The following is a 23439-nucleotide window of genomic DNA, read 5'->3' as shown; positions in this document are numbered from 1 at the left end:
CTTGCCGGCCTACTAACTTTGACGTAATGTGCCGCGATGAGCAGATTTGACCCCTTTGTCGCAATTGCGGACCCCAACCGGCGCCATCTTTTGATGGCGCTTCGTCGTGAACCCAAGACGGTGACCGAACTGTCGGAGGGGCTTCCCATCAGCAGGCCCGCGGTGTCGCAGCATCTGAAGGCGTTGCTCGACAGTGATCTGGTGCGGGTCACGCCCGTGGGCACGAAGCGGTTCTATGCCATCAACCCCGAAGGGTTCGCCAGCCTCAACGCCTGGATACGCCAGTTCTGAGCGATTCGGGCTGCGTAAATCAGTCGGGCGCCCGTCCGGTCGAGGACCGGACCACGAGTTCCGGCCGCCACAATTCGCCGAAATCATCCGTCTCCGTGCCGTTTATCCGGTTGATCAGGCGCTCGGCGACCCGCTTGCCGGCGGTGCGCAGCGATGAGCGCGTGGTTGTCAGCGGCACCCTGAAGAGTTCGGGGCGCAGTAGCGGCAGGACGTCGTCATAGGATATCAGCGAGATGTCTTCGCCGAGCGTCATGCCGGCCGCCTCGATCGCGCGTACGATGCCGAGCGCCTGGATCATGCTGGAGCAGACGATTGCGCTCGGCGTTTCTGCTAGCGCGAGAAACTGTTCGGCCGCCCGCTGCCCGTCGGCCTCCGTCATCTGCGTCGAAACATGAAAGCGGGGTTCCAGCGCGAGCCCGGCCTCGCGGCAGGCCTTGGCGACGCCATCGCGCCGCCTGATGGCAAAGCCGAAATTCTCGTCGCCATTGATAAGCGCGATGCGGCGGTGGCCGAGCTGCAGCAGCAGCCGGGTGGCGTCGTAAAACGCGGCCTCGTTGTCGACGTCGAGCGAGGGATAGGCATGCGGCGCATCGAAGAACCGGCCATGAACGATGAAGGGCAGGCCGAAGGACTCCATCAGGTCGATGCGCTGGTCGTTTTCGCGGATATAAGCGAGGCACAACCCGTCGACATAACCGCTGGTGGCGAGGCTTCTGAGGGCGTTCACCTCATCGGCGGGGTCGGATGGCATGACGACGAGGTGAAAGTCCTCCCTCTGCGCCTGCTCGCCCAGCCCGTTGAGAAACTCGCCGAAATGCAGGTCGGAAATCACCTGGTCGCCGATCGGCATCAACAGGCCGATGGACCCCGCCTTGCCGGTCGCCAGCCGCTGGGCGGTCCGGTTCGGGCGGTAGCCGGTTTCGCGCGCGGCCTTCAGCACGCGCTCGCGCGTCACGGCGTTGACTTCCGGATAGCCGTTCAGGGCGCGGCTGACAGTGGTCGGGGAAAGGCCGAGCCGGGCCGATAATTGCTTCAGGTTCACATCCATCCTCCCTCGTGCCCGGGACCTTTTCGCCATGCGCCCTGCCGGCTTTGCGTTCACACAAGCGGGCGGCAGGGTTTGAGGACTTTTCAATCCTCTCTTCGAGGCGGGCCGAGCCGACGTGCCGGGCTTCATTGCAAATGCTTGATGCGGTTGCAACTTCCGGCTTCGCGTTTCTCCTTCGCTCTCCTCAAAGCGCTTTGGGGAAACTTGCAATTTATCAAAGCGATTGATGGGACTGTTTTCAAGCTGTCGTCAAGAAATTTATTCAAACTGGGACAAATCGTCCAAATTTTGGCCTGTTTTTGACGCGGGGGGTTGACTCCTGACCCTTGCGCGAGAAATGTTTGAAGGTGTCAAAGCGCTTTGGATAAAGCGTCGAATGACAACCAAGGCCCGCGACAGGGCCCTATGTGATGGGAGGTAAATCACATGAACAGAGCTCTTCTGACCGGCGTTGCCACGCTGGCGCTTTTTGCCGGCGCGGCCAGCGCCGCCGATCTTAAATTCCCCGTTGGCGAGGATTCCCGCTTCAACTGGGATAGCTACAACCAGTTTGCCGAGGCCCATGGCGACATTTCGGGCCAGACGCTGACCATCTTCGGCCCCTGGCTCGGCCCGGACAAGGATCTGGTCGAAAGCGTGATCGCCTATTTCGAAGAGGCGACCGGCGCCAATGTCGAATATTCCGGCTCCGACTCCTTCGAGCAGCAGATCGTGATCGACACCCAGGCCGGCAGCCCGCCGAACATCGCGGTATTCCCGCAGCCGGGTCTTGCTGCTGACCTCGCCGCCAAGGGGCTGCTAACCAAGCTTCCGGCCGAAGTCGGCGAATTTCTCTCCGAGAACTACGCTGCGGGCCAGTCCTGGGTCGACCTGTCGAGCTATGCCGGCAAGGACGGCGAGAAGGCGCTCTATGTCTTCCCCTACAAAGCCGACTTGAAGTCGCTGGTCTGGTATGTGCCGGACAATTTCGACGATGCCGGCTATGAAATTCCTGAAACCATGGAAGAGCTGAAGGCGCTGACCGAGCAGATCGTCGCCGATGGCGGCACGCCCTGGTGCATCGGTCTCGGTTCGGGCGGCGCAACCGGCTGGCCGGCAACCGACTGGGTCGAGGACATGGTTCTGCGCACGCAGCCGCCGGAAGTCTACGACCAGTGGGTCACCAACGAAATTCCGTTCAATGATCCGCGCATCGTCAATGCGATCGACGAGTTCGGCTGGTTCGCAAAGAACGACAAGTTCGTCGATGGCGGCGCTGCCGCCGTGGCGTCCACCGACTTCCGCGACAGCCCCAAGGGTCTGTTCTCGTCGCCGCCGAAGTGCTACATGCACAAGATGGCCTCGTTCATCCCGTCCTTCTTCCCGGAAGGCACCGAACTGGGCCTCGATGCGGACTTCTTCTACTTCCCGGCCTATGAAGGCGAAGACCTCGGCAAGCCGGTTCTCGGCGCCGGCACGCTGTTCGGCATCACCAAGGACAGCCCCGCCGCCCAGGCCTTCATCGAATTCCTGGAAACCCCGATCGCGCACGAAGTATGGATGGCCCAGTCCGGCTTCCTGACGCCGTTCACGGGCGTCAACCCGGAAGCCTATGCCAATGACGCGTTGCGCGGCCAGGGCGAGATCCTGACCAACGCCACGACGTTCCGCTTCGACGGTTCCGACCTGATGCCGGGCAAGATCGGCGCGGGCGCGTTCTGGACCGGCATGGTTGATTTCGTCGGCGGTCAGTCTGCCGAACAGGCGGCCACCAGCATCCAGAACACCTGGGAATCGATCAAGTAACGGTCGAAAGATCCATCAGGATTTGCAAAGATTGACCGGGCCGCTCGCGGCCCGGTCGCCCTGTCTGGGGCATGCCTGGTTGCCAGATCGCGGCCGGTGCGGCAGACTTCTGAAAGCGCGCTTCGCCAAGGGGGATTCCGGTCTTTGGAACGCGCGGCGAAACAAAGGGGCCGGCCGTGAGCCGCGGCGGCCCGAAATAAGCTGAACGGCGCGGCGACCTGCCGACAGGCGCCGTTACGGGGAGTGAAAGGCGTGGAACAAATCATCAAAGCCTTGCTGGCCGTCGTCATAGGCGTGGCCGCCGCCGTGATCTATTTCTACGGCACCAACAAGCTGCTCGACCTCATCTTTCCGTCCCAGACGAAGGATCCGGCGAAGGGCGTGCGCAACCTGCGCATCTCGGGCATGATCCGGCCCTGGCTGTTCCTGCTGCCGGCGCTTTTGTCGCTCGGCATCTACCTGGTCTACCCGGTGGTGGCCTCGGTCTGGTACTCGCTGCACGGCCCCTCGGGCGACACCTATGTAGGGGCGGCGAACTATATCTGGATGTTCAACGATTCCGAATTCAGGGAATCGATGTTCAATAACATGCTCTGGCTGATCTTCGTGCCGGCGCTTTCGACCTTTTTCGGTCTCATCATTGCCTGGCTGACCGACCGCATCTGGTGGGGTTCGTTTGCCAAGATGATGATTTTCATGCCGATGGCGATCTCGTTTGTCGGCGCATCGGTCATCTGGAAATTCGTCTATGACTATCGCGGCGACGGCGCGGATCAGATCGGCATCCTGAACGCGATCGTCGTGGCCATGGGCGGCGAGCCGCATGTCTGGATCGCCATGCCGTTCTGGAACAATTTCTTCCTGATGATCATCCTGCTCTGGATCCAGACCGGGTTCGCCATGGTGCTCTTGTCCGCGGCGCTGCGCGGCATTCCGGAGGAAACCATCGAGGCGGCCGTGATCGACGGCGCCAACGGGCTGCAGATCTTCTTCAAGATCATGGTGCCGCAGATCTACAGCACCATCGCCGTGGTCTGGACCACGATCACCATCATCGTTCTGAAGATCTTCGACATCGTTCTCGCGATGACCAACGGGCAGTGGAATACCCAGGTGCTTGCCAATCTCATGTTCGACTGGATGTTCAGGGGCGGGGGCGATTTCGGCCGCGGGGCCACGATCGCCATCGTCATCATGGTTCTGGTTATCCCGATCATGGTCTGGAATATCCGCAATTCGCGCAAAGAGATGGAGGGCCGGTAAATGCACTCGCACAAGAAATCGCCGCTGGTCTTGTTCTCCCACATCACCGTGCTGCTACTGGTGGTTCTGTGGACCATTCCGACCTTCGGCCTGCTGGTGACATCGCTGCGTGACAAGGACCAGATCGTCGCCTCCGGCTGGTGGACGTCGCTCTCGACCTCCACCCAGAACCTGATCTACCGCGCGCCAGGCGCGGAGGGGCAGACTGAAGAAGACGGCCTTTATGTGATCACCGGCAATGCGCTGGACGGCGCGGGCGGCAAGGTCTCCCGCTTCGGCACGTCCTCGCTCCGGCCGCAGGAGTTCGAGGTCGGTCAGACCGTCGAGATGGGCGATGGCCAGGAGCTTACGGTGGAGGCCGACGGCGAATACCGCATGACCTCGGAAGAGCCCTTCGGCCGGCGCGGCGAGCGCATCTTCGTCACGGCCGAGATACCGCCGCGCTTCACGCTCGAGAACTATCGCAACGTCTTGACCTCCGAAGGCATCGGGCGGTCCTTCCTGAACTCCCTGACGGTCGCGATCCCGTCGACCATCATCCCGGTGCTGGTGGCCGCCTATGCGGCCTATGCGCTGTCGTGGATGAAATTCCCGTTCCGCAACCTGCTGCTTGCCGTCATCGTCGGCCTGCTGGTGGTGCCGCTGCAGATGTCGCTGATCCCGCTTCTGAAGATGTATAACTGGATCGGCGACATATTCGGCGTGCCGTCCAAGACCTATGTCGGGATATGGCTGGCGCATATGGGCTTCGGTCTGCCGCTCGCGATCTATCTGTTGCGCAACTATATCGCTGGCCTGCCGCGCGAGATCATGGAATCCGCCCGCGTCGACGGCGCGAACGACTTCATGATCTTCCGCAAGATCATCCTGCCGCTGTCCTACCCGGCGCTCGCATCCTTCGCGATCTTCCAGTTCCTGTGGACCTGGAACGACCTGCTGGTGGCAACCGTGTTCCTCGGCAATAGCGAGCAGACCATCGTGCTGACGGCAAGGCTGCGCGAACTGCTGGGCTCGCGGGGCGGCAACTGGGAAATCCTGACGGCCTCCGCCTTCATCTCCATCATCGTGCCGCTGATCGTGTTCTTCGCGCTTCAGCGTTATCTGGTGCGCGGCCTGCTGGCGGGCTCGGTCAAGGGCGGCTGACGCCGCCTTGAGCCCTGCTTGCGACACTGACAAGAAAAGACAAGAAAATGAACGATACCAACAACAAGGCGATCGACAAGAACTGGTGGCGCGGCGCCGTTATCTACCAGGTTTATCCGCGCTCGTTTCAGGACAGCAACGGCGATGGCGTCGGCGATATCCGCGGCATTGCCGAGCGGCTGGATTATATCGCCGGCCTCGGGGCCGACGCGGTCTGGATCTCGCCGTTCTTCACCTCGCCGATGAAGGATTTCGGCTATGACGTGTCGAACTACAAGGACATCGATCCGATGTTCGGCACGCTCGCCGATTTCGACGCGATGATCGAGAGGGCCCATTCGCTCGGCCTCAAGATCATGATCGACCTGGTGCTGTCGCATACCTCCGACCAGCATCCCTGGTTCATGGAAAGCCGCGCGAGCCGCGATAATCCGCGCGCCGACTGGTATGTCTGGGCCGATGCAAAGCCCGATGGCTCGCCGCCCAACAACTGGCTGTCGATCTTCGGCGGTTCGGCCTGGCAGTGGGACAGTCGCCGCCTGCAATATTACATGCACAATTTCCTGGTCTCGCAGCCGGACCTCAACTTCCACAATGCCGAGGTTCAGGACGCGCTGCTCGACGTCGCGCGCTTCTGGCTCGATCGCGGCGTTGACGGCTTCCGCCTCGACACGATCAATTTCTACTTCCATGACCAGCAACTGCGCGACAATCCGGCGCTCGCGCCCGAGCGTCGTAACGATCTGACCGCACCGGCGGTCAATCCCTACAACTACCAGGAACATCTCTACGACAAGAGCCGTCCGGAAAATCTCGAATTCCTGAAGCGGCTGCGCGCGGTGATGGAGGAATATCCGGCCGTTGCCGCCGTGGGCGAGGTCGGTGACAGCCAGCGCGGTCTCGAGATTGTCGGCGAATACACCTCCGGCGGCGACAAGATGCACATGTGCTACGCCTTCGAATTCCTGGCTCCGCAGCCGGTGACGCCGAAGCATGTGGTCAACTCGATCAATGCCTTCGATGCCGCCGCGCCCGAGGGCTGGGCTTGCTGGGCGTTCTCGAACCACGACGTGGTCCGCCATCTCAGCCGCTGGGGTGCGGGTATCGAGGACAAGGCGGCCTATGCCAAAATGCTGGCCTCGCTGCTGATGACGCTCAAGGGCTCGATCTGTCTTTATGAGGGCGAGGAACTGGGCCTGACCGAGGCCGATATCGCCTTCGAGGACCTTCAGGATCCCTACGGCATCGAGTTCTGGCCGGAATTCAAGGGTCGCGATGGCTGCCGCACGCCGATGGTCTGGCAGGCGGGCGCGGTCAATGCCGGTTTCTCCACGGCGGAGAAGACCTGGCTGCCGGTCTCGCCCGATCATGTGATGAAGGCAGTCGACGTTCAGCAGGACGAGGACGGATCGGTGCTCGAGCATTACCGCCATTTCCTCGCGCTGCGCAAAAGCCTCCCGGCATTGGCCAGAGGCGGGATCGCGTTTCACAGGGCCGATGACGACGCCCTGTTGATCTTCACGCGCGATCTGGATGGCGAAAGCTTTCTTTGCGCGTTCAACATCTCGGCAGCGCCGGTGACGGCGCGCCTGCCGGATGGCGCATGGAGCGCGCTTGAAGGAACCGGCTTCTCGTGCGAGACCGAGGGCAATACGATAAAACTTCCTGCCTGGGGCGCATATTTCGCCCGTAAGGGCGCATAGGGAAAGGGGCGGTAATGACTGGTGTAACACTCAAGGATGTGAAGAAATCCTACGGCAATGTCCAGGTTCTTCACAAGATCGACCTGGAAATCGAGCCGGGTGAGTTTGTCGTCTTTGTCGGGCCGTCCGGATGCGGCAAGTCGACCCTGCTCAGGATGATTGCGGGGCTGGAGGAGATTTCCGGCGGCACGATCTCGATCGAAGATCAGGTGGTCAACGACATTCCGCCCTCCAAGCGCGGCATCGCCATGGTGTTCCAGACCTATGCGCTCTATCCGCACATGTCGGTTTACGACAACATGGCCTTCGGCATGCGGATTGCCAAGGAAAGCAAGGAAGAGATCGACCGCCGCGTGCGGGCTGCCGCCGACATGCTGCAGATCACGCCCTATCTCGATCGCCTCCCGAAGGCGCTTTCGGGCGGCCAGCGTCAGCGCGTGGCGATCGGCCGCGCCATCTGCCGCGATCCCAAGGTCTTCCTGTTTGACGAGCCATTGTCAAACCTCGATGCCGCTTTGCGCGTCGCGACCCGCATCGAGATCGCCAAGCTCAACGAGAAGATGCCCGACACCACGATGATCTACGTGACCCACGACCAGGTCGAGGCGATGACGCTGGCCGATCGGATCGTGGTGCTCTCGGGCGGCTATATCGAACAGGTCGGCGCGCCGCTGGAACTCTATGAGCGCCCCGCGAACCTGTTCGTGGCCCAGTTCATCGGCTCGCCCGCCATGAACATCATGCCGGTAAAAATCACCCGCGCGGGCGAGACCACGGAAGTCGAGCTCAAGGACGGCAAGCGTTTCGAAGTGCCGATCAAGACGCCGGAGGGCGATCGCGGCAAGAAGGCAAGCTTCGGCGTGCGGCCTGAGGATGTGCGCGAGGCGGCCGAGGGCGAGGACTTCCTGTTCGAAGGCAAGATCTCGATCATCGAGGCGCTCGGCGAGGTGACGCTGATCTATATCGAGGGCGATCTCATCGACGAGGACCCGATCATCGTCAAGCTTCCCGGCATCCACAAGGGCAAGGCCGGGGACGTGATGCGGTTCGTCGCCGATCCGGCAAGGCTGCACCTGTTCGACGAAAGCGGCCACAGCTACCTGTACCGCTGATCGCGGCCGTCGCGCCGGCATAAAAAAAGCCCGCCTGGCATTCGCCGGCGGGCTTTTCTATGTTCTCCGCTGCGGGAGGGGGGACACAGCGAAGAATGAATGGCGGACAGGGGGACGTCCGCCATTCGGGAGATCAGAACTTGTAACCGACGCGGGCCATAACCCGGTTGGACGTATAGTCCTTGGCTTCGAAGCCCGTCAGAGCGCCGTCGAAGTCCTTCTTGCCGAAGTCGGTGTAGCGGTATTCGAGACCGGCGAAGATGTTGTTGCTCAGCGCGTAGTCGAGACCGGCGCCAACAGTCCAGCCGTTGAAGGCCTGGCTCTGGTCGAGACCATTGCCTTCGATGTAACCGTTGGCGATCGCCCAGCCGCCCGTTGCGTAGATCAGGGCCTTGTCGAACGCGTAACCGAGACGGGCGCGAACGGAGCCTTCCCAGTCGGAACCGGCCTTCACGCTGAAGGGCAGGCCGACATTATAGTCCTGCTCGTTCCAGTTATAGTCGAGTTCGCCTTCAACACCGAGGACAACATTGTTGTCGAACTGGTAGTTGTAACCGGCGAAACCACCGAGCTTGCCGCCGTCGAAATCGTCGCTGCCGATCTGTGCGCCGTTGTAGTTCATGTTTGCTGTCGCCCAGTCATAGCCGCCGGTGCCACCGAGGTAGAAGCCGGTCCAGCTGAAGCTCTGGGGGATGACCTGCGGAGCGACATAAGGCTCGGCTGCGGGCGTCATGACCACGTCAGCGGCTTCTGCGGCGGCGCCCATTGCAAACAGGGCGGCGGAAGCGAGAAGAATCTTTTTCATTACTTGTACTCCTTCGATGTGTTTCACCTGGCGTCTAGATAGGTGATTTAATCAATCGATCAAATTAACTTTGCACATCCCGCGCACTTCGTTGGGAGCTGTTGCTGGAATGTGACAGTGTCCCCTGCTCGATTGACCCTTGCCTCGAAAACGAAATAGGCCCGGGATTTGTTTCCCGAGCCGACGATTATTGGTGCGATATGTTCTTTTCGTGGCAGCAAGGCGCACGAATTGGGGCAGCCATTCACGTAATGAGAATGGCCGTAACGATCACTGGAAAAACACGCTGGCCCCGTGATCGGCAGTGCCGACATGATGGCGGAAGGGGGCGAACAGTTCGCGTCCCATGCCGTAGTCATTGCCGGTGAGATCGGCCTCGGCGAGCGGCCGGGCATCGAACTCTTCCGCCGGCACCAGAACCTCCAGCGTCCCCGCCTCGGCATCGAGCCGCATCGGGTCGCCGGTGCGGATCTTCGCGATCGGGCCGCCGTCCTTCGCTTCGGGCGTCACGTGGATTGCGGCCGGCACCTTGCCGGATGCGCCGGACATGCGCCCGTCGGTAACGAGCGCGACCTTGTAGCCGCGGTCCTGCAGCACGCCGAGCGGCGGCGTCAGGCGGTGGAGTTCCGGCATGCCGTTCGATTTCGGGCCCTGGAAACGGACCACGGCGATGAAGTCGCGGTTGAGCTCGCCGGCCTTGAAGGCCGTCTGCAGTTCCTGCTGGTCGTGGAACACGATCGCCGGCGCCTCGATCACCCGGCGCTCCGGCTTGACAGCGGAAATCTTGATCACCGCCTTGCCGACATTGCCGGCCAGCATCTTCAGCCCGCCATTGGGCTGGAACGGCTTGTCATGGGTGGTGAGCACCTTCGGATCAGCGCTCGGCCCGTCGCCGATCGGCTCGCGGCGCACCGTGCCGTCCTCGTTGAGCTTGATGTCGATCGCATAGGCTTCCATGCCCTCGCCGAAGACGGTGCGGACATCGTCGTGCAGGAAGCCGGCCTTGAGAAGCTGGCGGATCAGGTAGCCCATGCCGCCGGCGGCGTGGAAGTGGTTCACGTCGGCAAGTCCGTTCGGGTAGACGCGGGCAAGCAGCGGCACGATGTCGGAGAGCTCGGAAATATCCTGCCACGTAAGCTGGATGCCGGCGGCCCGCGCCATCGCGACCAAGTGCATGGTGTGATTGGTGGACCCGCCGGTGGCGTGCAGCCCGACCACGCCGTTGACGATCGAGCGCTCGTCGATCATCTGGCCGACGGGCGTGAACTCGTTGCCGTCGACGGTGATCGCGAAGGCGCGCTTCACCGCCTCCCTGGTCAGCGCATCGCGCAGCGGGGTATTGGGGTTGATGAACGAGGCGCCGGGCATGTGCAGGCCCATCATTTCCATCAGCATCTGGTTGGAGTTGGCGGTGCCGTAGAAGGTGCAGGTGCCGGGGCCGTGATAGGATTTCGATTCCGATTCCAGCAGTTCCTTGCGCCCGACCTTGCCCTCCGCATAAAGCTGGCGGATATGCGATTTCTCGTCATTGCCCTGGCCGGTGGTCATTGGCCCTGCGGGAATGAAGATCGTCGGCAGGTGGCCGAAGGTGAAGGCGGCAATCGTCAGGCCGGGCACGATCTTGTCGCAGACGCCGAGATAGACGGCGGCGTCGAACATGTTGTGCGACAGACCGACGGCGGCGGCCATCGCGATCAGGTCGCGTGAAAACAGCGACAGCTCCATGCCGGGCTGGCCCTGGGTGACGCCGTCGCACATCGCCGGCACGCCGCCCGCCACCTGCGCCACGCCACCGGCCTCGCGGGCCGCTTCCCGGATCAACGCCGGAAAGGTTTCGAACGGCTGATGGGCCGAGAGCATGTCGTTATAGGAGGTGATGATGCCGAGATTGGGGACGGTGTCGCCCGAAAGCGCATCCTTCTCGGCGGGGGAACAGACCGCAAAGCCGTGGGCAAGATTGCCGCAGGACAGAACGGAGCGATGGACGCCCTTCGTGATCGCCTGGGAGACGCGATCAAGATAGGCTTCGCGAGTCGGTTTGGACCGCTCGACAATGCGAGCGGTGATGTCTGCAATACGGGGATCGGCGGTCATGGGCTTTTCCTGTGCTTTACGGAAGGCGCCCGGCAGGAGGTGTCAGGGCGCCCAGTATATTTCCACGGGTGAAGAGGCGCGGGTGAGAACGGCGCGGATGGGCATTTCCGCCTCGTCATCGCCGGCCAGCGCCTTGTTCAGAACATCCTTCTTGGCCTCGCCTTCGATATGCAGCACCAGAAGGCCCGCATTTTCGAGGCTGGAGAAGGTGAAGGTCAGCCGGGCTTCGCCCGCGCCTTCGGCATGAATGGCCATCACGCCGGCGGGCGTGGCCTTGTCGAGTGCCTTTTCAAGCGTGTCGCCTCCGGGGAAGAACGAGGCCGTGTGGCCATCGGTTCCCATGCCGAGCACCACGACATCGAAGGGCAGGCTCGCGGCCGACACCTTGTTGGTCACGATATCGGCCGCCTCCTCGGCGGTTTCCACCTTCTGGTAAAGCGGAATGAAGCGGGCGCTGGCGGCCGGGCCCATCAGCAGGTTTTCCTTCACCAGACGGTGGTTCGAGCGCGGATTGTCCTCCGGCACGAAGCGCTCGTCGACCAGGGTGATGGTCACTTTTTCCCAGTCGATCGGCGCCGATGACAGGGCCCGGAAAAACGCCTTCGGCGTCGACCCGCCGGAAACGGCGAGCGAGGCCATGCCCTTGTCGGCGATCGCGGCGGCGAGCTTGCTGGCGACGGCCGCGGAAAGGGCCGCGGCCAGATGCTCGCCGTTTTCGAATGTGTGCATCGTCTCGGTCATGTCGAGGGCCCTCACAGCGGCTCGTGCCAGGTGCGGCCATCGCGCTCGATCAGCGCGATCGCCTTGGACGGACCCCAGGTGCCGGCGGTGTAGCCGTGAACCGGCTGGTTGGTCTCCTCCCACGCCTTCAGGATCGGGTCGCACCAGCGCCATGCCTCCTCGACCTCGTCGCGACGCATGAACAGCGTCTGGTTGGCGCGCACCACGTCGAGCAGCAGGCGCTCGTAAGCGTCCGGGTTGCGCACGTCGAAGGCCTGGGCGAAACTCATGTCGAGCGCGACCTGGCGCAGGCGCATGCCGCCGGGGCCGGGATCCTTGATCATCAGCCACTGCTTCACGCCCTCGTCCGGCTGCAGGCGCAGTACGAGCTGGTTGGCCGCGATCCGCCCGGCGCCGGGGCCGAAGATCGAATGCGGAATTTCCTTGAAGGTGATGACGACTTCAGACAGCCGGCTGGCGAGACGCTTGCCGGTGCGGATGTAGAAGGGCACGCCCGCCCAGCGCCAGTTTTCGATCTCGGCCTTGATGGCGACGAAGGTCTCGGTGTCGGATTCGCCGCCGAGCTCCTCAAGATAGCCCTTGACCGCGCCGCCCCTCGAAGCGCCGGCGCGATACTGACCGCGAACTGTGACTTCGTTGGCGTTATCCTCGGTGATCGGCTTCAGCGAGCGCAGAACCTTGAGCTTCTCGTCGCGGACCGCCTCGGCCTCCATCGAAGAGGGCGTTTCCATCGCCACCATGCAGAGCACGTTGAGAATGTGATTCTGCACCATGTCGCGCAGCGCGCCCGATTTGTCGTAATAGCCGGCGCGGCCTTCGAGCCCGACCTCCTCGCCGACCGTGATCTGTATATGGTCGATATGGCTGGCATTCCACAACGGCGCGTAGAGCATGTTGGCGAAGCGCAGCGCCATCAGGTTCTGCACGGTTTCCTTGCCGAGATAGTGGTCGATGCGGAAGACCTGTTCCTCGTGGAAGGTCTTGGCGATCATGTTGTTGAGTTCCAGCGCGGAGGCGAGGTCGCGGCCGAGCGGCTTTTCAACGACGATACGGGTCTGCTTGGTGATCAGCTTGTGGTCGCGAATGCCGTCGCAGATCGGGCCGAAGATCGAGGGGGCGACGGCCATGTAGAAGGCGCGCACCCGGTCCTTGCCGGGCTCCAGCATTTTTTTCAGCGCGTCCCAGCCCTTGTTGCTGGTCGCGTCGACCGGCACATATTCGATCCGGGAGAGGAATTTCGCCACCTCGTCCTTGTCGTATTCGCCGTCCTTCAGATGTTCCTTCAGCGCCTTGTCGGCATGCTCGCGGAACTGCTCCGATGTCAGCTCGGAACGCGATGCGCCAATGATGCGGGTCGGGTCAGTGAACTGTCCCGCGATCTGGCGGTGGTAGAGCGCGGGGAGAAGCTTGCGCTCGGTCAGGTCTCCGGTTGCGCCGAAGACAACATAGTCGAAGGGGTCGACGGGGATCATTTGACTGCTCATGGTCAGTCCTCTCAATCGTCAGCTGGTTGGCGGTGTTTTATCAAATCGATTTAAAAATGCCAGTCCGATTTCAAAAAAATCGGACTGGGGCGAGAAAATGCAATCGGTCTTTCATTGGTCGGTCTCGGTCGTGAAGCGCTTGCGGGCCGGGGAGGATCCGCAGGCGCGAAAGGAAATCAACTAGATCAGGTCGCGAAGCGCGAACCATGTAAGCGCCAGAAACAGCAAGGGCTTGCGCAGCCGCTCGCCGCCGGGGAAGGCTGGGATTTCGAGGTCGCGGTAAAGCCCGAGATCCTGCGAGCGCCCGGCGATCTCGTCGGCATAGAGCTTGCCGCAATAATTCGACAGCATGACGCCATGGCCTGAAAACCCGCCGATCGAGGTGACGCCCGGCATGATGTCGTGCACCAGCGGCCGGCGCGGGAGCGTGATGCCCACCGATCCGCCCCAGGCATGGGTGATGTCGACATCGGCCAGTTGCGGGTAGACCTGGACGATCTGGCGGTGGAGATGCTTGGAGACGTTCTTCGGATCATCGGCGGAATAGACCTCGCGCCCGCCGAACAGCAGTTCTCCGGTCGGTGCCTTGCGAAAGTAGCGCACCACGAACCGGCTGTCATCGACCGATTCTCCGCCGGGCAGGATCTTCAGCGCCTTCGGTAGACGGGTCGTCGCGGCGATGAAGGAGCGGATCGGCATGATCTTCGCCGCCGTCTTGGGCTCCAGATGCTCCTGGATATAGCCGTTGCAGGCGATCAGAGCGCGGTCGGCGGTAATCGTGCCGCGCTCGGTCTCCACCGCGATCCTGCCATCGGCGCGGTCGATATTGAGGGCTTTGGTCATTTCGAACAGGCGCGCGCCGGCCGCCGCCGCCGCTTTGGCGGTGCCCACCAGCAGCTTCAGCGGATGGATATGGCCGGTGCCGATATCGCGCAACCCGCAGTAATAATGGTTGGAGCCGAGCCGTTCCGCCGTCTCCTGTTTGCTCATGAACGACAGATGCGGATAATCGTAGCGCTCCGCCAGCGCGTCTGCGTGATGGCGATAGGTATATTCCATGTTGCGCTTGTGGGCGACGGAGAGCTGGCCGGGCGTGAAATCGATATCGATCTTCTGGGCGCGGGCGAAATCCAGAAGATGGGACTTGGCATCCTCGGCCATGCGGAAAAAGGCGAGCGAGCGCGCCTTGCCGAGCTTGTGCTCCATTTCTTCCGGCCACCAATGCTGGCCGGTGCCGAGCTGGCCGCCATTGCGCCCCGATGCGCCATCGCCGAACCGGGCAGCGTCGACCAGCGCCACGTCAACGCCGTCGGCGGCCAGTTGATAGGCGGCCTGAAGGCCGGTGAAGCCGCCGCCGACGATAATGACGTCCGCTCTTGTCGAGCCGTCAAGCTGCGGATAGGTCGGCCGCTCGGCAAGCGTTGCCTGATACCAGGAAAGGCCCGGCGCAATCGGGCTTTGCCATGTCATTCGCGAAGGTCTCCGTCATCCAGGGTCGATTGCTGTTACACGTGAAGGAGCAGGAATTCCCGCTCCCACGGGCTGATCACCTCCATGAAGGTTTCGAATTCGCCGCGCTTTATACCCGCGTAGAGGTCGATGAACTCGTGCGACAGCACCGGAATGAGCGCCGTTTCGGCCTCCATCAGCGCCAGCGCCTCCAAGAGGCCGCGCGGCAGGTCGACAATGCCCTCATTGGCGGTGTCGGCGGTCGGCGCGGAAGGATCGGCAAGGTTCTCGATGCCGAGATAGCCGCAGGCGAGCGAGGCGGCGAGGGCAAGATAGGGGTTGGCGTCGGAGCTCGGCAGCCGGTTTTCCACGCGGCGCGAATCCGGATCGGATACCGGAATGCGGAACGCCGTGGTGCGGTTGTCATAGCCCCAGGCGGTGTTGACCGGGCAGGCCATGTCGGGCGTCAGGCGCCGATAGGAATTCACATAGGGCGCCATCATCACCAGCGTCGACGGCACATATTTCTGCATGCCGCCAATGAAGTGGAAGAATTCGGGCGAGGGCTCGCCATTTTCCAGCGAGAACACGTTGCGGCCGGTCTCGATATCGATCAGCGACTGATGGATATGCATGGCCGAGCCCGGCTGGCCCTGCATCGGTTTGGCCATGAAGGTGGCGAAGGTGCCGTGTTTCGTCGCCGCCTCGCGGATTGTGCGCTTGAAATAGAACACCTGGTCGGCAAGCTCCAGCGGATCGCCATGGCGCAGGTTGATCTCGAGCTGGGCCGGGCCCTCCTCGTGGATCAGCGTGTCGATCTCCAGCCCCTGCGCCTCGCAGAAGTGGTAGATGTCGTCGATCAGTTCGTCGAACTCGTTGATGCCGGCGATCGAATAGGCCTGGCCGGCCACGATCGGGCGTCCCGAGCGTCCGACCGGCGGGGTCAGCGGCAGGTCGGGATCGTCGTTCTTGGCGACGAGATAGAATTCGATCTCGGGCGCAACCACCGGGCGCCAGCCCTTTTTCTCGTAAAGCTCGACCACGCGCTTGAGCACATTGCGCGGGGTGTAGGGCACTTCCTCGCCATCGGAGCCGACGACATCGCAGATCACCTGCGCGGTCGGGTCGCTTTCCCAGGGCACCGTTGTCAGCGTCGACAGGTCCGGCACGAGCTTGAGGTCGCTATCGCGCGGCTCATAGCGGAAGCTGCCGCTTTCATCCGGATAGTCGCCCGAGATCGTGTGGCGGTAGAGCGCGGAGGGAAGCGCCAGCGAAGTGTTGGAGGTAAACTTCGAGGTCGGCATCATCTTGCCGCGCGGCACGCCGGCAAGGTCCGGGGTGATGCATTCGATATCCTCGATGCCGCGCGCCTTCAGCCAGCGGGCTGCATCCTTCCAGTCCGCGACGCCGCGCGCGGAGGCGGGGGAGGACAGAACGGCAGGCTTCTTCGCCCGTTTGGTTCTGCTGCTGTGGATTTTGCTTGCGGCTTTGATGGAGGTTTTTTTGGCTGGCATTTTTCTCGCCGGTTGTCATTTCGGTTTTCTGTATCATAAACACCCCTGACGCGTTGGCGAGGGGGCAAGTTGAGTTTCTGCGCCGTAACCGAATGCCGCGTTGGGGATAACACGCGCATGAAAGACTATGATGTCATCATCGTTGGGGCGGGAGCTGCCGGGCTGATGTGCGCGGCCCGCGCCGGCAAGCGGGGCCGTCGCGTGCTGCTGATCGACCATGCGAAAAAGCCCGGCGAGAAGATCCGCATTTCCGGCGGCGGGCGCTGCAATTTCACCAATATTCATGCCGGCCCGCGCAATTTCATCTCCGCAAACCCACATTTCGCCAAATCGGCGCTGGCGCGCTACACCCCGCGTGATTTCCTCGATCTGGTCGAGCGCCACGGCATCGCCTGGCACGAGAAGACGCTGGGCCAGCTCTTCTGTAACGGATCGGCGCGCGAGATTATCGCCATGCTGCTGGAGGAATGCGCCAAAGGCGGCGTCACGATCGCGCTGGAAACGTCGGTCACTGATATCGCCCGGATCGGCGAGCGCTTCACGATGCGGCTGAACGGCGAGAAGGCATCATGCGCAGCGCTGGTGATCGCAACCGGCGGCAAGTCGATTCCGAAAATGGGCGCAACCGGCTTTGCCTATGACATCGCCGCGGGTTTCGGGATTTCGGTGGTGGAGCCACGGCCGGGCCTTGTGCCGTTCACACTCGATCCGCTGTTGCAGGCGGAGTTGCAGCCGCTCTCGGGCATCGGCGTCGACAGCGCGGTCGGCTGCGGCAGGACCGCCTTTCGCGAGGCGATGCTGATCACCCATCGCGGGCTTTCCGGCCCGGCCATCCTGCAGATTTCGTCCTACTGGACGCCCGGGCACGAAATCGCGGTGCGCATGCTGCCCGACATCGACCTCGCGGCTGAACTCGTGAAGGCCAAGCGCGAGAACGGTCGGCAAAGCGCCGTCACCGCGCTTTCCGCTCATTTGCCGAAGCGGCTGGCACAGTATTTCGCGGAGAAAAACGGCCCCGCCGGGCCCTTGGCCGATACGCCGGACAAGGCGCTCGCGGCGCTGGCCCGCGCCGTTCAGGACTGGCGGGTGAAGCCCGCGGGCACGGAGGGCTACCGCACTGCGGAGGTGACGATCGGCGGCATCGATACCAAGGCGCTGTCATCCGCCACCATGGAGGCGCGCGCGGTGCCGGGGCTCTATTTCATCGGCGAGTGCGTCGACGTTACCGGCTGGCTTGGCGGTTACAATTTCCAGTGGGCATGGGCCTCGGGCGTTGCCGCCGGCGACGTAATGTGACGCGAAGGCCTTCTCCAATGCGCTTCGCCAGCGAAGCCAGAAAATACCATGATTTCGGCAGTGGATTGGCGAAGGCGCGGTAATAATCGTCTTCCGGCACATCGCGCCAGTTGACGTTGTCTGTGAGTTTCGGGGGGCGTTTTTCCAGGTTCATTGCGATGTCTCCTTTACGTGAGCCATCGCCTCTATTAAGCGCAAAAATTATCGTTTGATACCGGCTGAAATGAGGGCTATTTTTCATTCATGAAAAATGCGCCATGGTCTCATTATCAACTGTTCCTGCTGGTTGTCCGCCATGGCGGGCTTACCGGCGCTTCCGAGGAAAGCGCGCTGAGCCCGGCGACGGTCGGCCGCCATATGCTCGACCTTGAGCAACGGCTCGGCAGGGTGCTTTTTACCCGCAGCCCGCGCGGCTACAGCCTGACGCCGGACGGCGAAACGCTCCACGCGATGCTGAAGGAGGCGGAAGGCAGGCTGCGCCGGGTCGAGGACTGGGGCGGCGAGACGGCGGCCCCGACGCTGGTGCGTCTTGGCATTGGCACCTGGAACGCCTTTCTCGTCAGTCAGCATATCAGCGAAATCCGCGCGCCGGACGATCCCGTCCGCCTTGAGTTCCTCGTTGGCGAACAGCGCGCGAGCCTTGCCCACCGCGAAAACCATATCGGCATCCGCGCCTTCCGGCCGGAGGAGGCCAATCTTGCCGCCCGTCGCCTGTGTCCTGCCGCCTATGCCCCGTTCAGGGCGCGGAACGCGGCGGTCGCGGAGCAATGGATCGCGGTCACAAGGGAAGCCGCGATTTCGCGTTACCTCATCTGGCCCCACACGCACCACGCCAACGCCATCATCATGACGGCAAGCCGGCCGCGCTCCATGCTCGATCTGGTCGAGGCCGGCGCTGGCATTGCCGTCCTGCCGTGTTTCATCGGCGATGCCAACCAGCGGCTTGTGCGCGCGGGTCCGGTGATCGATGAACTCACCCACGACCAGTGGCTGGTGCTTCATGACGACGATCGCCGCCAGCGCGATATCCGCCGCGTCGCCGACCGGCTGTTCGGGTTCATGAAGGCGCGGGCGGAGCTTTATGCCGGCAGACGCTCCGGCGCGGATGCCTGAAGGGGCTAATCGGATGCGGTCCCCGCGGGGATCTCGGTAACGCGTGCGAAGGCGGCAAGCGCATTGCCGCTGATATCGAGCGCGATCCCCGGAGTATCGCCGGTCTTCGGCGTCGCCGTCAGCTTTGCCTCAAGCTGCCCGGTGGCAGTATCGACACTCCCCTCGATCGTGATCTGCCGGTTCTCGCCTTCGATGGTGACGCCGTCGAGCGTGAGGATGGTGCCATCGAGACTGCCCCGGCCCTTGATTGACTGGAAGGCATAGGGCGCCTGTTTCAGCGGCGAAAAGGCGAAGGCATTGCTGTTTTCGGCCGTTGCCAGGATCGCGTTGAGGTCAAGCCAGGTCAGTTGGCCGGGACCGGCCGAAAAACGGAAATTGCCCGAAAGGCCGTCCTTGGCGTTCCGCTCCAGCGGCAAATTCGCCTGGTAGACCAGTTCAAGGGTGAGCGCGTCGCTTTCCAGCGGAACGCTGATCCCGAGCTGGCGGAAAAGCGGGCCCGATCTGACGTTTTCGGCATTCAGCCGAACCTTGGCGGTGCCGGCATTCTGCACCGCGACATGGGCGAACAATGACCCATTGTCGAGCCTGCTGTCGGCGATATCGAAACTGGTCTGCTCGCTGGTGCGGATGACGCTGGCGGCGACATCGGAAAGGGTGATGTCGGACAGCCGCACGGTGCCGGCCGAGACCCGCAGATCGAGATCGGAGAGCGGCTCGCCGGTTCCGTCGTCGGCACCTTCCGCCATCGTATCGATCCAGGATGGCAGCGAGGACTGGGCATCGAACAGCGCGATATCGGTGAACGCCATGGTCGCGGAAATCCGGGCGGGCTCATCGGGCGTCTGCATGACGATATCGAGAGCGCCGCTTGCCCTGGAATCCCCGATTGTCAGTTCCACGGGCGAGAAGCGCAGGGATGGTCCGCTGCGCGCGACCTGTCCTTTCAGTGATGCCTGTCCGACGGTGCTGAGAAGTTGGGTCTCGACGCCGAGCCGGGTCATCAGATTCTGCAGATCGGCGGTCGAAAGAGAGAAGCTGCCGTTGAGGAAATAGGGCCGTCTGCCCGACGCGGTGCCCTGATAGTTTACCGAGGCAAGCGCGTTGGAAAGCGTGAGATCGACCGTGGAGGAGCCGCCGGCAAACATCGCGACCGGTTTGGCGGTCCTGAGCGCGATCTCGGTCGGCTCGCCGCCGATCTCGGCCGAGCCCGTGAACCGGGCGGCGCCGTCCAGTTCTTCCCAGTCCAGCTCTCCGGTGACGGCTTTCACGATCCGCGGATCGCCATCGCCCTTGTCGGCAATAGCGATGGTGCTGTCGATCAGCCGCAATTCTCCCGGTCCCCTGCCGTCAATGCCGTCGATCGCCTCGCCATCCTGGATGGCCGCGACCGCCATCGCCAGCCGGTTGGCCGGCAGGGCGCCCGGGTCGCCAGCATCTTCCAGCACGATGACGGCCTTTTCGAAGGTCAGGTCGGAGAAGGCGGGCTTGCCGGAAAGCGCGCCGAAAATGCCGAAATCGGCCGTCAACTCCGCCGCGTTGCCATAGACCAGAAGACCGCCGCCGCTCGGGCGGGGGATCGCGGCGCCATGCGCGGTGATCCGGGGACGGGGCCAGTAGGAAATCTCCGGCGTGCCCGCAACCGTCGCGCGTGCGCCAAGCCAGTCCGAAAGCTCCTCCTCCAGCGCATCGCCTATGGAAGCGGGCGAGACGATGGTGGGCACGAGGTGATAGGCAGCCACAGCTAGAAGAATTCCGCCCGCAAGCCCGTAGCGCACCCACCGGCGGCGGACCAGTCGGCGGGGCCGTCCCGAAAAAAGCGCGGCTGGCGATGGAATTCTCATGAGATAAGGCCTGTATCTGCACACTCCCGTCCCGGCGATAACCGAAAATTGCTAATGGCACAATAATGGGTTGTTGTTTACGTCCCCGGCCAAGGCCGGCAAGAATGACCGTGCTCCCCGTTTTTCAAGGATCGCCTTTTGACTCCGCATCGCTGGCTTCCTTCCCCACAAAGGGGGCAGCGCCCGCGGGGGCAGACTCAGAGCCGCCCTTTCTGCTGCCTCTCGTGGCGTCAGGGTCCCGCTCCGGCCGCGTTGGCAGGTTTAATTTGTCGCCGACCGTTGCAATCGGCGGTGCAGGAGCCTATATGGTGATCATCGACCATTGCTTGTGACGTTGTCCGGGGCGATTTGCCCTACCGATTTCCTCTCAAAATCGATCTCTTTCGCGAATTCCCGCGAAGGAAACGCAAATGAAGGGAAATCGTCATGACGACCGGAACAGTCAAATGGTTCAATGCTGCCAAGGGTTACGGCTTTATCGCGCCCGATGATGGCAGCACGGACGTTTTCGTTCATATCTCTGCCGTTGAGCGTGCAGGTTTGCAATCGCTGAATGACGGGCAGAAATTGAACTACGAAGTCGTTCGCGACAACCGCTCTGGAAAGAGCGCGGCCGACAATCTTCAGGCTGCTTGATCTTATTGCCCTGGTTGACCACGGATGTACTGGCAACCGCTTCGGGCATTGGCGCATATCGCCCTATTTCAAGCAGCAGATAATTGTCATTCGCTGTCGCTGACCACGGATGTACTGGCAGTGACTGGGAAGAGGTCGGGTTCATCCCGGCCTTTTTGTTTTCATGTTGCCGTCCGTGCGCGCTGACGCGCCGCATGGCCGGGAACGTGGAAGAAACATAAACCAATCAAGGAGGTTTTCTTGCAGGTACTGGTAAGAGATAACAATGTCGATCAGGCGCTCCGCGTCCTGAAGAAGAAAATGCAGCGTGAAGGCATCTTTCGCGAGATGCGGGCGCGGCGGTCTTACGAGAAGCCTTCGGAAAAACGCAACCGCGAAGCGGGCGAGGCGGTGCGTCGTCTGCGCAAGCTGAAAAGAAAGCAGATGCAGCGCGAAGGTCTCCTTCCCTCGCGCAAGAAGGGCTAGCCCAAGCCGGCCCTTGGCGGACAAGAGCAACGGCTCTCTCCGTTCATGTTGACGCATTCCAAGGGTCAGGGCGATCCCGCCCGGCCGCGGAATGTCCCGGAAGCCGATGCGGCATCCGATCAGGGAGATGGCCATGACTGCGACAAAAGATCAGTTTTTCAAGCCCGGCCGGGTTTCGGCGACGGACAAGCTCGCGACCACCGACAGGGCGGCGCGCGAGATCATTGCCGAGGAGGCCAGGCTTCTGGATACCAAGACGGCGCGTTTGCGCAGGCTGCGAATGGAGCGGGATGCGGCTGCTCCGGCGGAAAAGCCCAGGAAAGACCGGGCCCGCAAGGCGGCCAAATAGGCCCTGTTCGGGTTTTGGCCTGACCGACTGATTTTCCCCCTGCGCCGTCATTGTTCGGCTCAGGCCGCACCGATATACCGACATTACGACGACCCGCCCAATGGCGGGTCGTTTTGCGTTTGGGCGCGCGTTGACCGGGAAACGCAGTGTTCATCGAATGCCCCATTGCTCTTGGCCTGCGCGAACGGCATCTATCGGAACAAAAGGGCGAAGCCGTAAAACAGAGGCATGAACATGCCGGAGGTATGCAGATTATGAAGAAAATAGGATTCTTGTCCTTCGGGCACTGGACGCCGTCGCAGCAATCTGCGACCCGCTCGGCCGCCGATGTGCTGTCGCAATCGATCGACCTTGCGGTCGCCGCCGAGGAACTGGGCGCGGACGGCGCCTATTTCCGGGTGCATCATTTCGCCCGGCAACTCTCCTCGCCATTTCCGCTGCTGGCCGCGATCGGCGCGAGGACCAGCCGGATCGAGATCGGCACCGGCGTCATCGACATGCGCTATGAAAACCCGCTCTACATGGTCGAGGATGCGGGCTCCGCCGATCTGATCTCCGGCGGAAGGCTGCAGCTTGGCATTTCGCGCGGTTCGCCCGAACAGGTGATCGAGGGCTGGCGCTATTTCGGCTATCAGCCCGGCGAAGGGGAAGACGATGCCGCCATGGCGCGGCGCCATACGGAAGTGTTCCTCGACCAGCTTGAAGGCAAGGGCTTTGCCGAGCCCAATCCGCGCCCGATGTTTCCCAACCCGCCCGGACTGCTGCGGCTGGAGCCGCATTCGGAGGGGCTCAGAAAGCGCATCTGGTGGGGCTCGGCCACCAATGCGACGGCGGAATGGGCGGCGAAGCTTGGCATGAACCTGCAGAGCTCGACTCTGAAATTCGACGAGACCGGCGAGCCCCTCCACAGGCAGCAGGCCGACCAGATCCGCGCCTACCGCGCCGCCTGGAAAGAGGCCGGCCACGACTGGACGCCGCGGGTTTCGGTCAGCCGTTCGATCTTCGCGCTCACCACCGACATGGACCGGGCCTATTTCGGCCGTGGTGGCAACGAGCAGGATTCGATTGGCTATATCGATGAAAAGACCCGCGCGGTGTTCGGCCGCTCCTATGCCGCCGAGCCGGACCGGCTGATCGAGCAGCTGAAGGGCGACGAGGCGATTGCCGAGGCAGATACGCTGCTGCTCACCGTGCCCAACCAGCTTGGCGTTGCCTATAACGCCCATGTCATCGAGGCGATCCTGAAACATGTCGCGCCGGGCCTCGGCTGGCGCTGACGCCTTTTCGGAGGCAGCGGGCGTTTCGGC

20 protein-coding genes are annotated in these 23439 nt (G+C 62.5%); 12 read left to right on the top strand and 8 right to left on the bottom strand.

What is annotated here, in order from left to right; all coding sequences use genetic code 11:
* The first annotated feature begins 36 nt into the window (after positions 1-36).
* Complete coding sequence (locus tag V6766_RS09670) at positions 37-291, top strand: ArsR/SmtB family transcription factor (protein ID WP_018065161.1); 255 nt, start codon at positions 37-39, stop codon at positions 289-291.
* A gap of 19 nt (positions 292-310) precedes the next feature.
* On the opposite strand, the gene V6766_RS09665 is transcribed toward V6766_RS09670, so the two are convergent.
* Positions 311-1333 carry a LacI family DNA-binding transcriptional regulator gene (locus V6766_RS09665; RefSeq protein ID WP_448465861.1) on the bottom strand — a complete coding sequence of 341 codons (1023 nt, stop codon included), beginning with the start codon at positions 1331-1333 and terminating at the stop codon, positions 311-313.
* Positions 1334-1765: 432 nt separating this feature from the next.
* On the opposite strand from V6766_RS09665, the gene V6766_RS09660 reads away from it, so the two are divergent.
* The 5 genes from V6766_RS09660 (at position 1766) to V6766_RS09640 (ending at position 8345) form a co-directional block, all read left to right on the top strand.
* Entirely contained in the window at positions 1766-3124 is a 1359-nt protein-coding gene (locus V6766_RS09660; RefSeq protein WP_448465859.1) for an ABC transporter substrate-binding protein, read from the top strand.
* A 252-nt stretch (positions 3125-3376) separates the two neighbouring features.
* Positions 3377-4387 (top strand): carbohydrate ABC transporter permease, encoded by a 1011-nt coding sequence (locus V6766_RS09655; protein WP_448465857.1) that lies wholly within the window; start codon positions 3377-3379, stop codon positions 4385-4387.
* Positions 4388-5530 carry a carbohydrate ABC transporter permease gene (locus V6766_RS09650; RefSeq protein WP_448465855.1) on the top strand — a complete coding sequence of 381 codons (1143 nt, stop codon included), beginning with the start codon at positions 4388-4390 and terminating at the stop codon, positions 5528-5530. It begins immediately after the preceding gene.
* 47 nt (positions 5531-5577) lie between these two features.
* Entirely contained in the window at positions 5578-7233 is a 1656-nt protein-coding gene (gene bglA / locus V6766_RS09645; RefSeq protein ID WP_448465853.1) for a beta-galactosidase BglA, read from the top strand.
* Between the two features lie 14 nt (positions 7234-7247).
* Positions 7248-8345, top strand: a complete 1098-nt coding sequence (locus V6766_RS09640) for an ABC transporter ATP-binding protein (RefSeq protein WP_448465851.1) — start codon at positions 7248-7250, stop codon at positions 8343-8345.
* A gap of 133 nt (positions 8346-8478) precedes the next feature.
* Here the strand turns inward: V6766_RS09640 and V6766_RS09635 are convergent, their stop codons facing one another.
* From V6766_RS09635 to V6766_RS09610, 6 genes are all read right to left on the bottom strand, one after another.
* Positions 8479-9150, bottom strand: a complete 672-nt coding sequence (locus tag V6766_RS09635) for an outer membrane protein (protein WP_448465849.1) — start codon at positions 9148-9150, stop codon at positions 8479-8481.
* A 270-nt stretch (positions 9151-9420) separates the two neighbouring features.
* Positions 9421-11244: a phosphogluconate dehydratase gene (edd, locus tag V6766_RS09630; protein WP_448465847.1), complete on the bottom strand. Its 1824-nt coding sequence runs from the start codon at positions 11242-11244 to the stop codon at positions 9421-9423.
* A 42-nt stretch (positions 11245-11286) separates the two neighbouring features.
* The gene (gene pgl / locus V6766_RS09625) at positions 11287-11985 is read right to left on the bottom strand and encodes a 6-phosphogluconolactonase (protein ID WP_448465845.1); all 699 of its coding nucleotides are present in this window, start codon (positions 11983-11985) and stop codon (positions 11287-11289) included.
* An 11-nt stretch (positions 11986-11996) separates the two neighbouring features.
* Positions 11997-13469 carry a glucose-6-phosphate dehydrogenase gene (gene zwf, locus V6766_RS09620; RefSeq protein ID WP_448465843.1) on the bottom strand — a complete coding sequence of 491 codons (1473 nt, stop codon included), beginning with the start codon at positions 13467-13469 and terminating at the stop codon, positions 11997-11999.
* Positions 13470-13649: 180 nt separating this feature from the next.
* Positions 13650-14939, bottom strand: coding sequence for an NAD(P)/FAD-dependent oxidoreductase (locus V6766_RS09615; protein ID WP_448465841.1), 1290 nt, complete (start codon positions 14937-14939; stop codon positions 13650-13652).
* Between the two features lie 35 nt (positions 14940-14974).
* Positions 14975-16432 carry a glutamine synthetase family protein gene (locus V6766_RS09610; protein WP_448465839.1) on the bottom strand — a complete coding sequence of 486 codons (1458 nt, stop codon included), beginning with the start codon at positions 16430-16432 and terminating at the stop codon, positions 14975-14977.
* Positions 16433-16549: 117 nt separating this feature from the next.
* On the opposite strand from V6766_RS09610, the gene V6766_RS09605 reads away from it, so the two are divergent.
* Together V6766_RS09605 and V6766_RS09600 are read left to right on the top strand one after the other, a co-directional pair.
* Positions 16550-17728: an NAD(P)/FAD-dependent oxidoreductase gene (locus tag V6766_RS09605; protein ID WP_448465837.1), complete on the top strand. Its 1179-nt coding sequence runs from the start codon at positions 16550-16552 to the stop codon at positions 17726-17728.
* Positions 17729-17971: 243 nt separating this feature from the next.
* The gene (locus V6766_RS09600; protein ID WP_448465835.1) at positions 17972-18841 is read left to right on the top strand and encodes a LysR family transcriptional regulator; all 870 of its coding nucleotides are present in this window, start codon (positions 17972-17974) and stop codon (positions 18839-18841) included.
* A 5-nt stretch (positions 18842-18846) separates the two neighbouring features.
* On the opposite strand, the gene V6766_RS09595 is transcribed toward V6766_RS09600, so the two are convergent.
* Positions 18847-20580, bottom strand: coding sequence for an AsmA family protein (locus V6766_RS09595; RefSeq protein ID WP_448465833.1), 1734 nt, complete (start codon positions 20578-20580; stop codon positions 18847-18849).
* Between the two features lie 528 nt (positions 20581-21108).
* Here V6766_RS09595 and V6766_RS09590 point away from each other — a divergent pair.
* The 4 genes from V6766_RS09590 to V6766_RS09575 all read left to right on the top strand — a co-directional run bounded on the left by V6766_RS09590 (position 21109) and on the right by V6766_RS09575 (position 23409).
* On the top strand, positions 21109-21318 hold the full coding sequence (locus tag V6766_RS09590; protein WP_448431748.1) for a cold-shock protein: 210 nt from the start codon (positions 21109-21111) through the stop codon (positions 21316-21318).
* 240 nt (positions 21319-21558) lie between these two features.
* A complete protein-coding gene (rpsU, locus tag V6766_RS09585) occupies positions 21559-21783 on the top strand; it encodes a 30S ribosomal protein S21 (protein WP_018065179.1) in 225 nt (74 codons plus the stop codon).
* 133 nt (positions 21784-21916) lie between these two features.
* Complete coding sequence (locus tag V6766_RS09580; protein ID WP_448465831.1) at positions 21917-22132, top strand: hypothetical protein; 216 nt, start codon at positions 21917-21919, stop codon at positions 22130-22132.
* Positions 22133-22386: 254 nt separating this feature from the next.
* Positions 22387-23409: an LLM class flavin-dependent oxidoreductase gene (locus V6766_RS09575; protein ID WP_448431752.1), complete on the top strand. Its 1023-nt coding sequence runs from the start codon at positions 22387-22389 to the stop codon at positions 23407-23409.
* Positions 23410-23439: the final 30 nt, after the last annotated feature.

The sequence above is a fragment of the Martelella sp. AMO21009 genome (assembly GCF_053484295.1).
The sequence above is the reverse complement of the archived record's forward strand: the minus strand, read 5'-3'. Positions and strand labels throughout refer to the sequence as shown.

Bases quoted from the DNA above. Each gene is read 5' to 3' on its own strand.
- V6766_RS09670 (WP_018065161.1), top strand. From the start codon at position 37: ATGAGCAGATTTGACCCCTTTGTCGCAATTGCGGACCCCAACCGGCGC.
- V6766_RS09660 (WP_448465859.1), top strand. From the start codon at position 1,766: ATGAACAGAGCTCTTCTGACCGGCGTTGCCACGCTGGCGCTTTTTGCC.
- V6766_RS09650 (WP_448465855.1), top strand. From the start codon at position 4,388: ATGCACTCGCACAAGAAATCGCCGCTGGTCTTGTTCTCCCACATCACC.
- bglA (WP_448465853.1), top strand. From the start codon at position 5,578: ATGAACGATACCAACAACAAGGCGATCGACAAGAACTGGTGGCGCGGC.
- V6766_RS09640 (WP_448465851.1), top strand. From the start codon at position 7,248: ATGACTGGTGTAACACTCAAGGATGTGAAGAAATCCTACGGCAATGTC.
- V6766_RS09635 (WP_448465849.1), bottom strand. From the start codon at position 9,150: ATGAAAAAGATTCTTCTCGCTTCCGCCGCCCTGTTTGCAATGGGCGCC.
- edd (WP_448465847.1), bottom strand. From the start codon at position 11,244: ATGACCGCCGATCCCCGTATTGCAGACATCACCGCTCGCATTGTCGAG.
- pgl (WP_448465845.1), bottom strand. From the start codon at position 11,985: ATGACCGAGACGATGCACACATTCGAAAACGGCGAGCATCTGGCCGCG.
- zwf (WP_448465843.1), bottom strand. From the start codon at position 13,469: ATGAGCAGTCAAATGATCCCCGTCGACCCCTTCGACTATGTTGTCTTC.
- V6766_RS09615 (WP_448465841.1), bottom strand. From the start codon at position 14,939: ATGACATGGCAAAGCCCGATTGCGCCGGGCCTTTCCTGGTATCAGGCA.
- V6766_RS09610 (WP_448465839.1), bottom strand. From the start codon at position 16,432: ATGCCAGCCAAAAAAACCTCCATCAAAGCCGCAAGCAAAATCCACAGC.
- V6766_RS09605 (WP_448465837.1), top strand. From the start codon at position 16,550: ATGAAAGACTATGATGTCATCATCGTTGGGGCGGGAGCTGCCGGGCTG.
- V6766_RS09600 (WP_448465835.1), top strand. From the start codon at position 17,972: ATGAAAAATGCGCCATGGTCTCATTATCAACTGTTCCTGCTGGTTGTC.
- V6766_RS09590 (WP_448431748.1), top strand. From the start codon at position 21,109: ATGACGACCGGAACAGTCAAATGGTTCAATGCTGCCAAGGGTTACGGC.
- V6766_RS09580 (WP_448465831.1), top strand. From the start codon at position 21,917: ATGACTGCGACAAAAGATCAGTTTTTCAAGCCCGGCCGGGTTTCGGCG.
- V6766_RS09575 (WP_448431752.1), top strand. From the start codon at position 22,387: ATGAAGAAAATAGGATTCTTGTCCTTCGGGCACTGGACGCCGTCGCAG.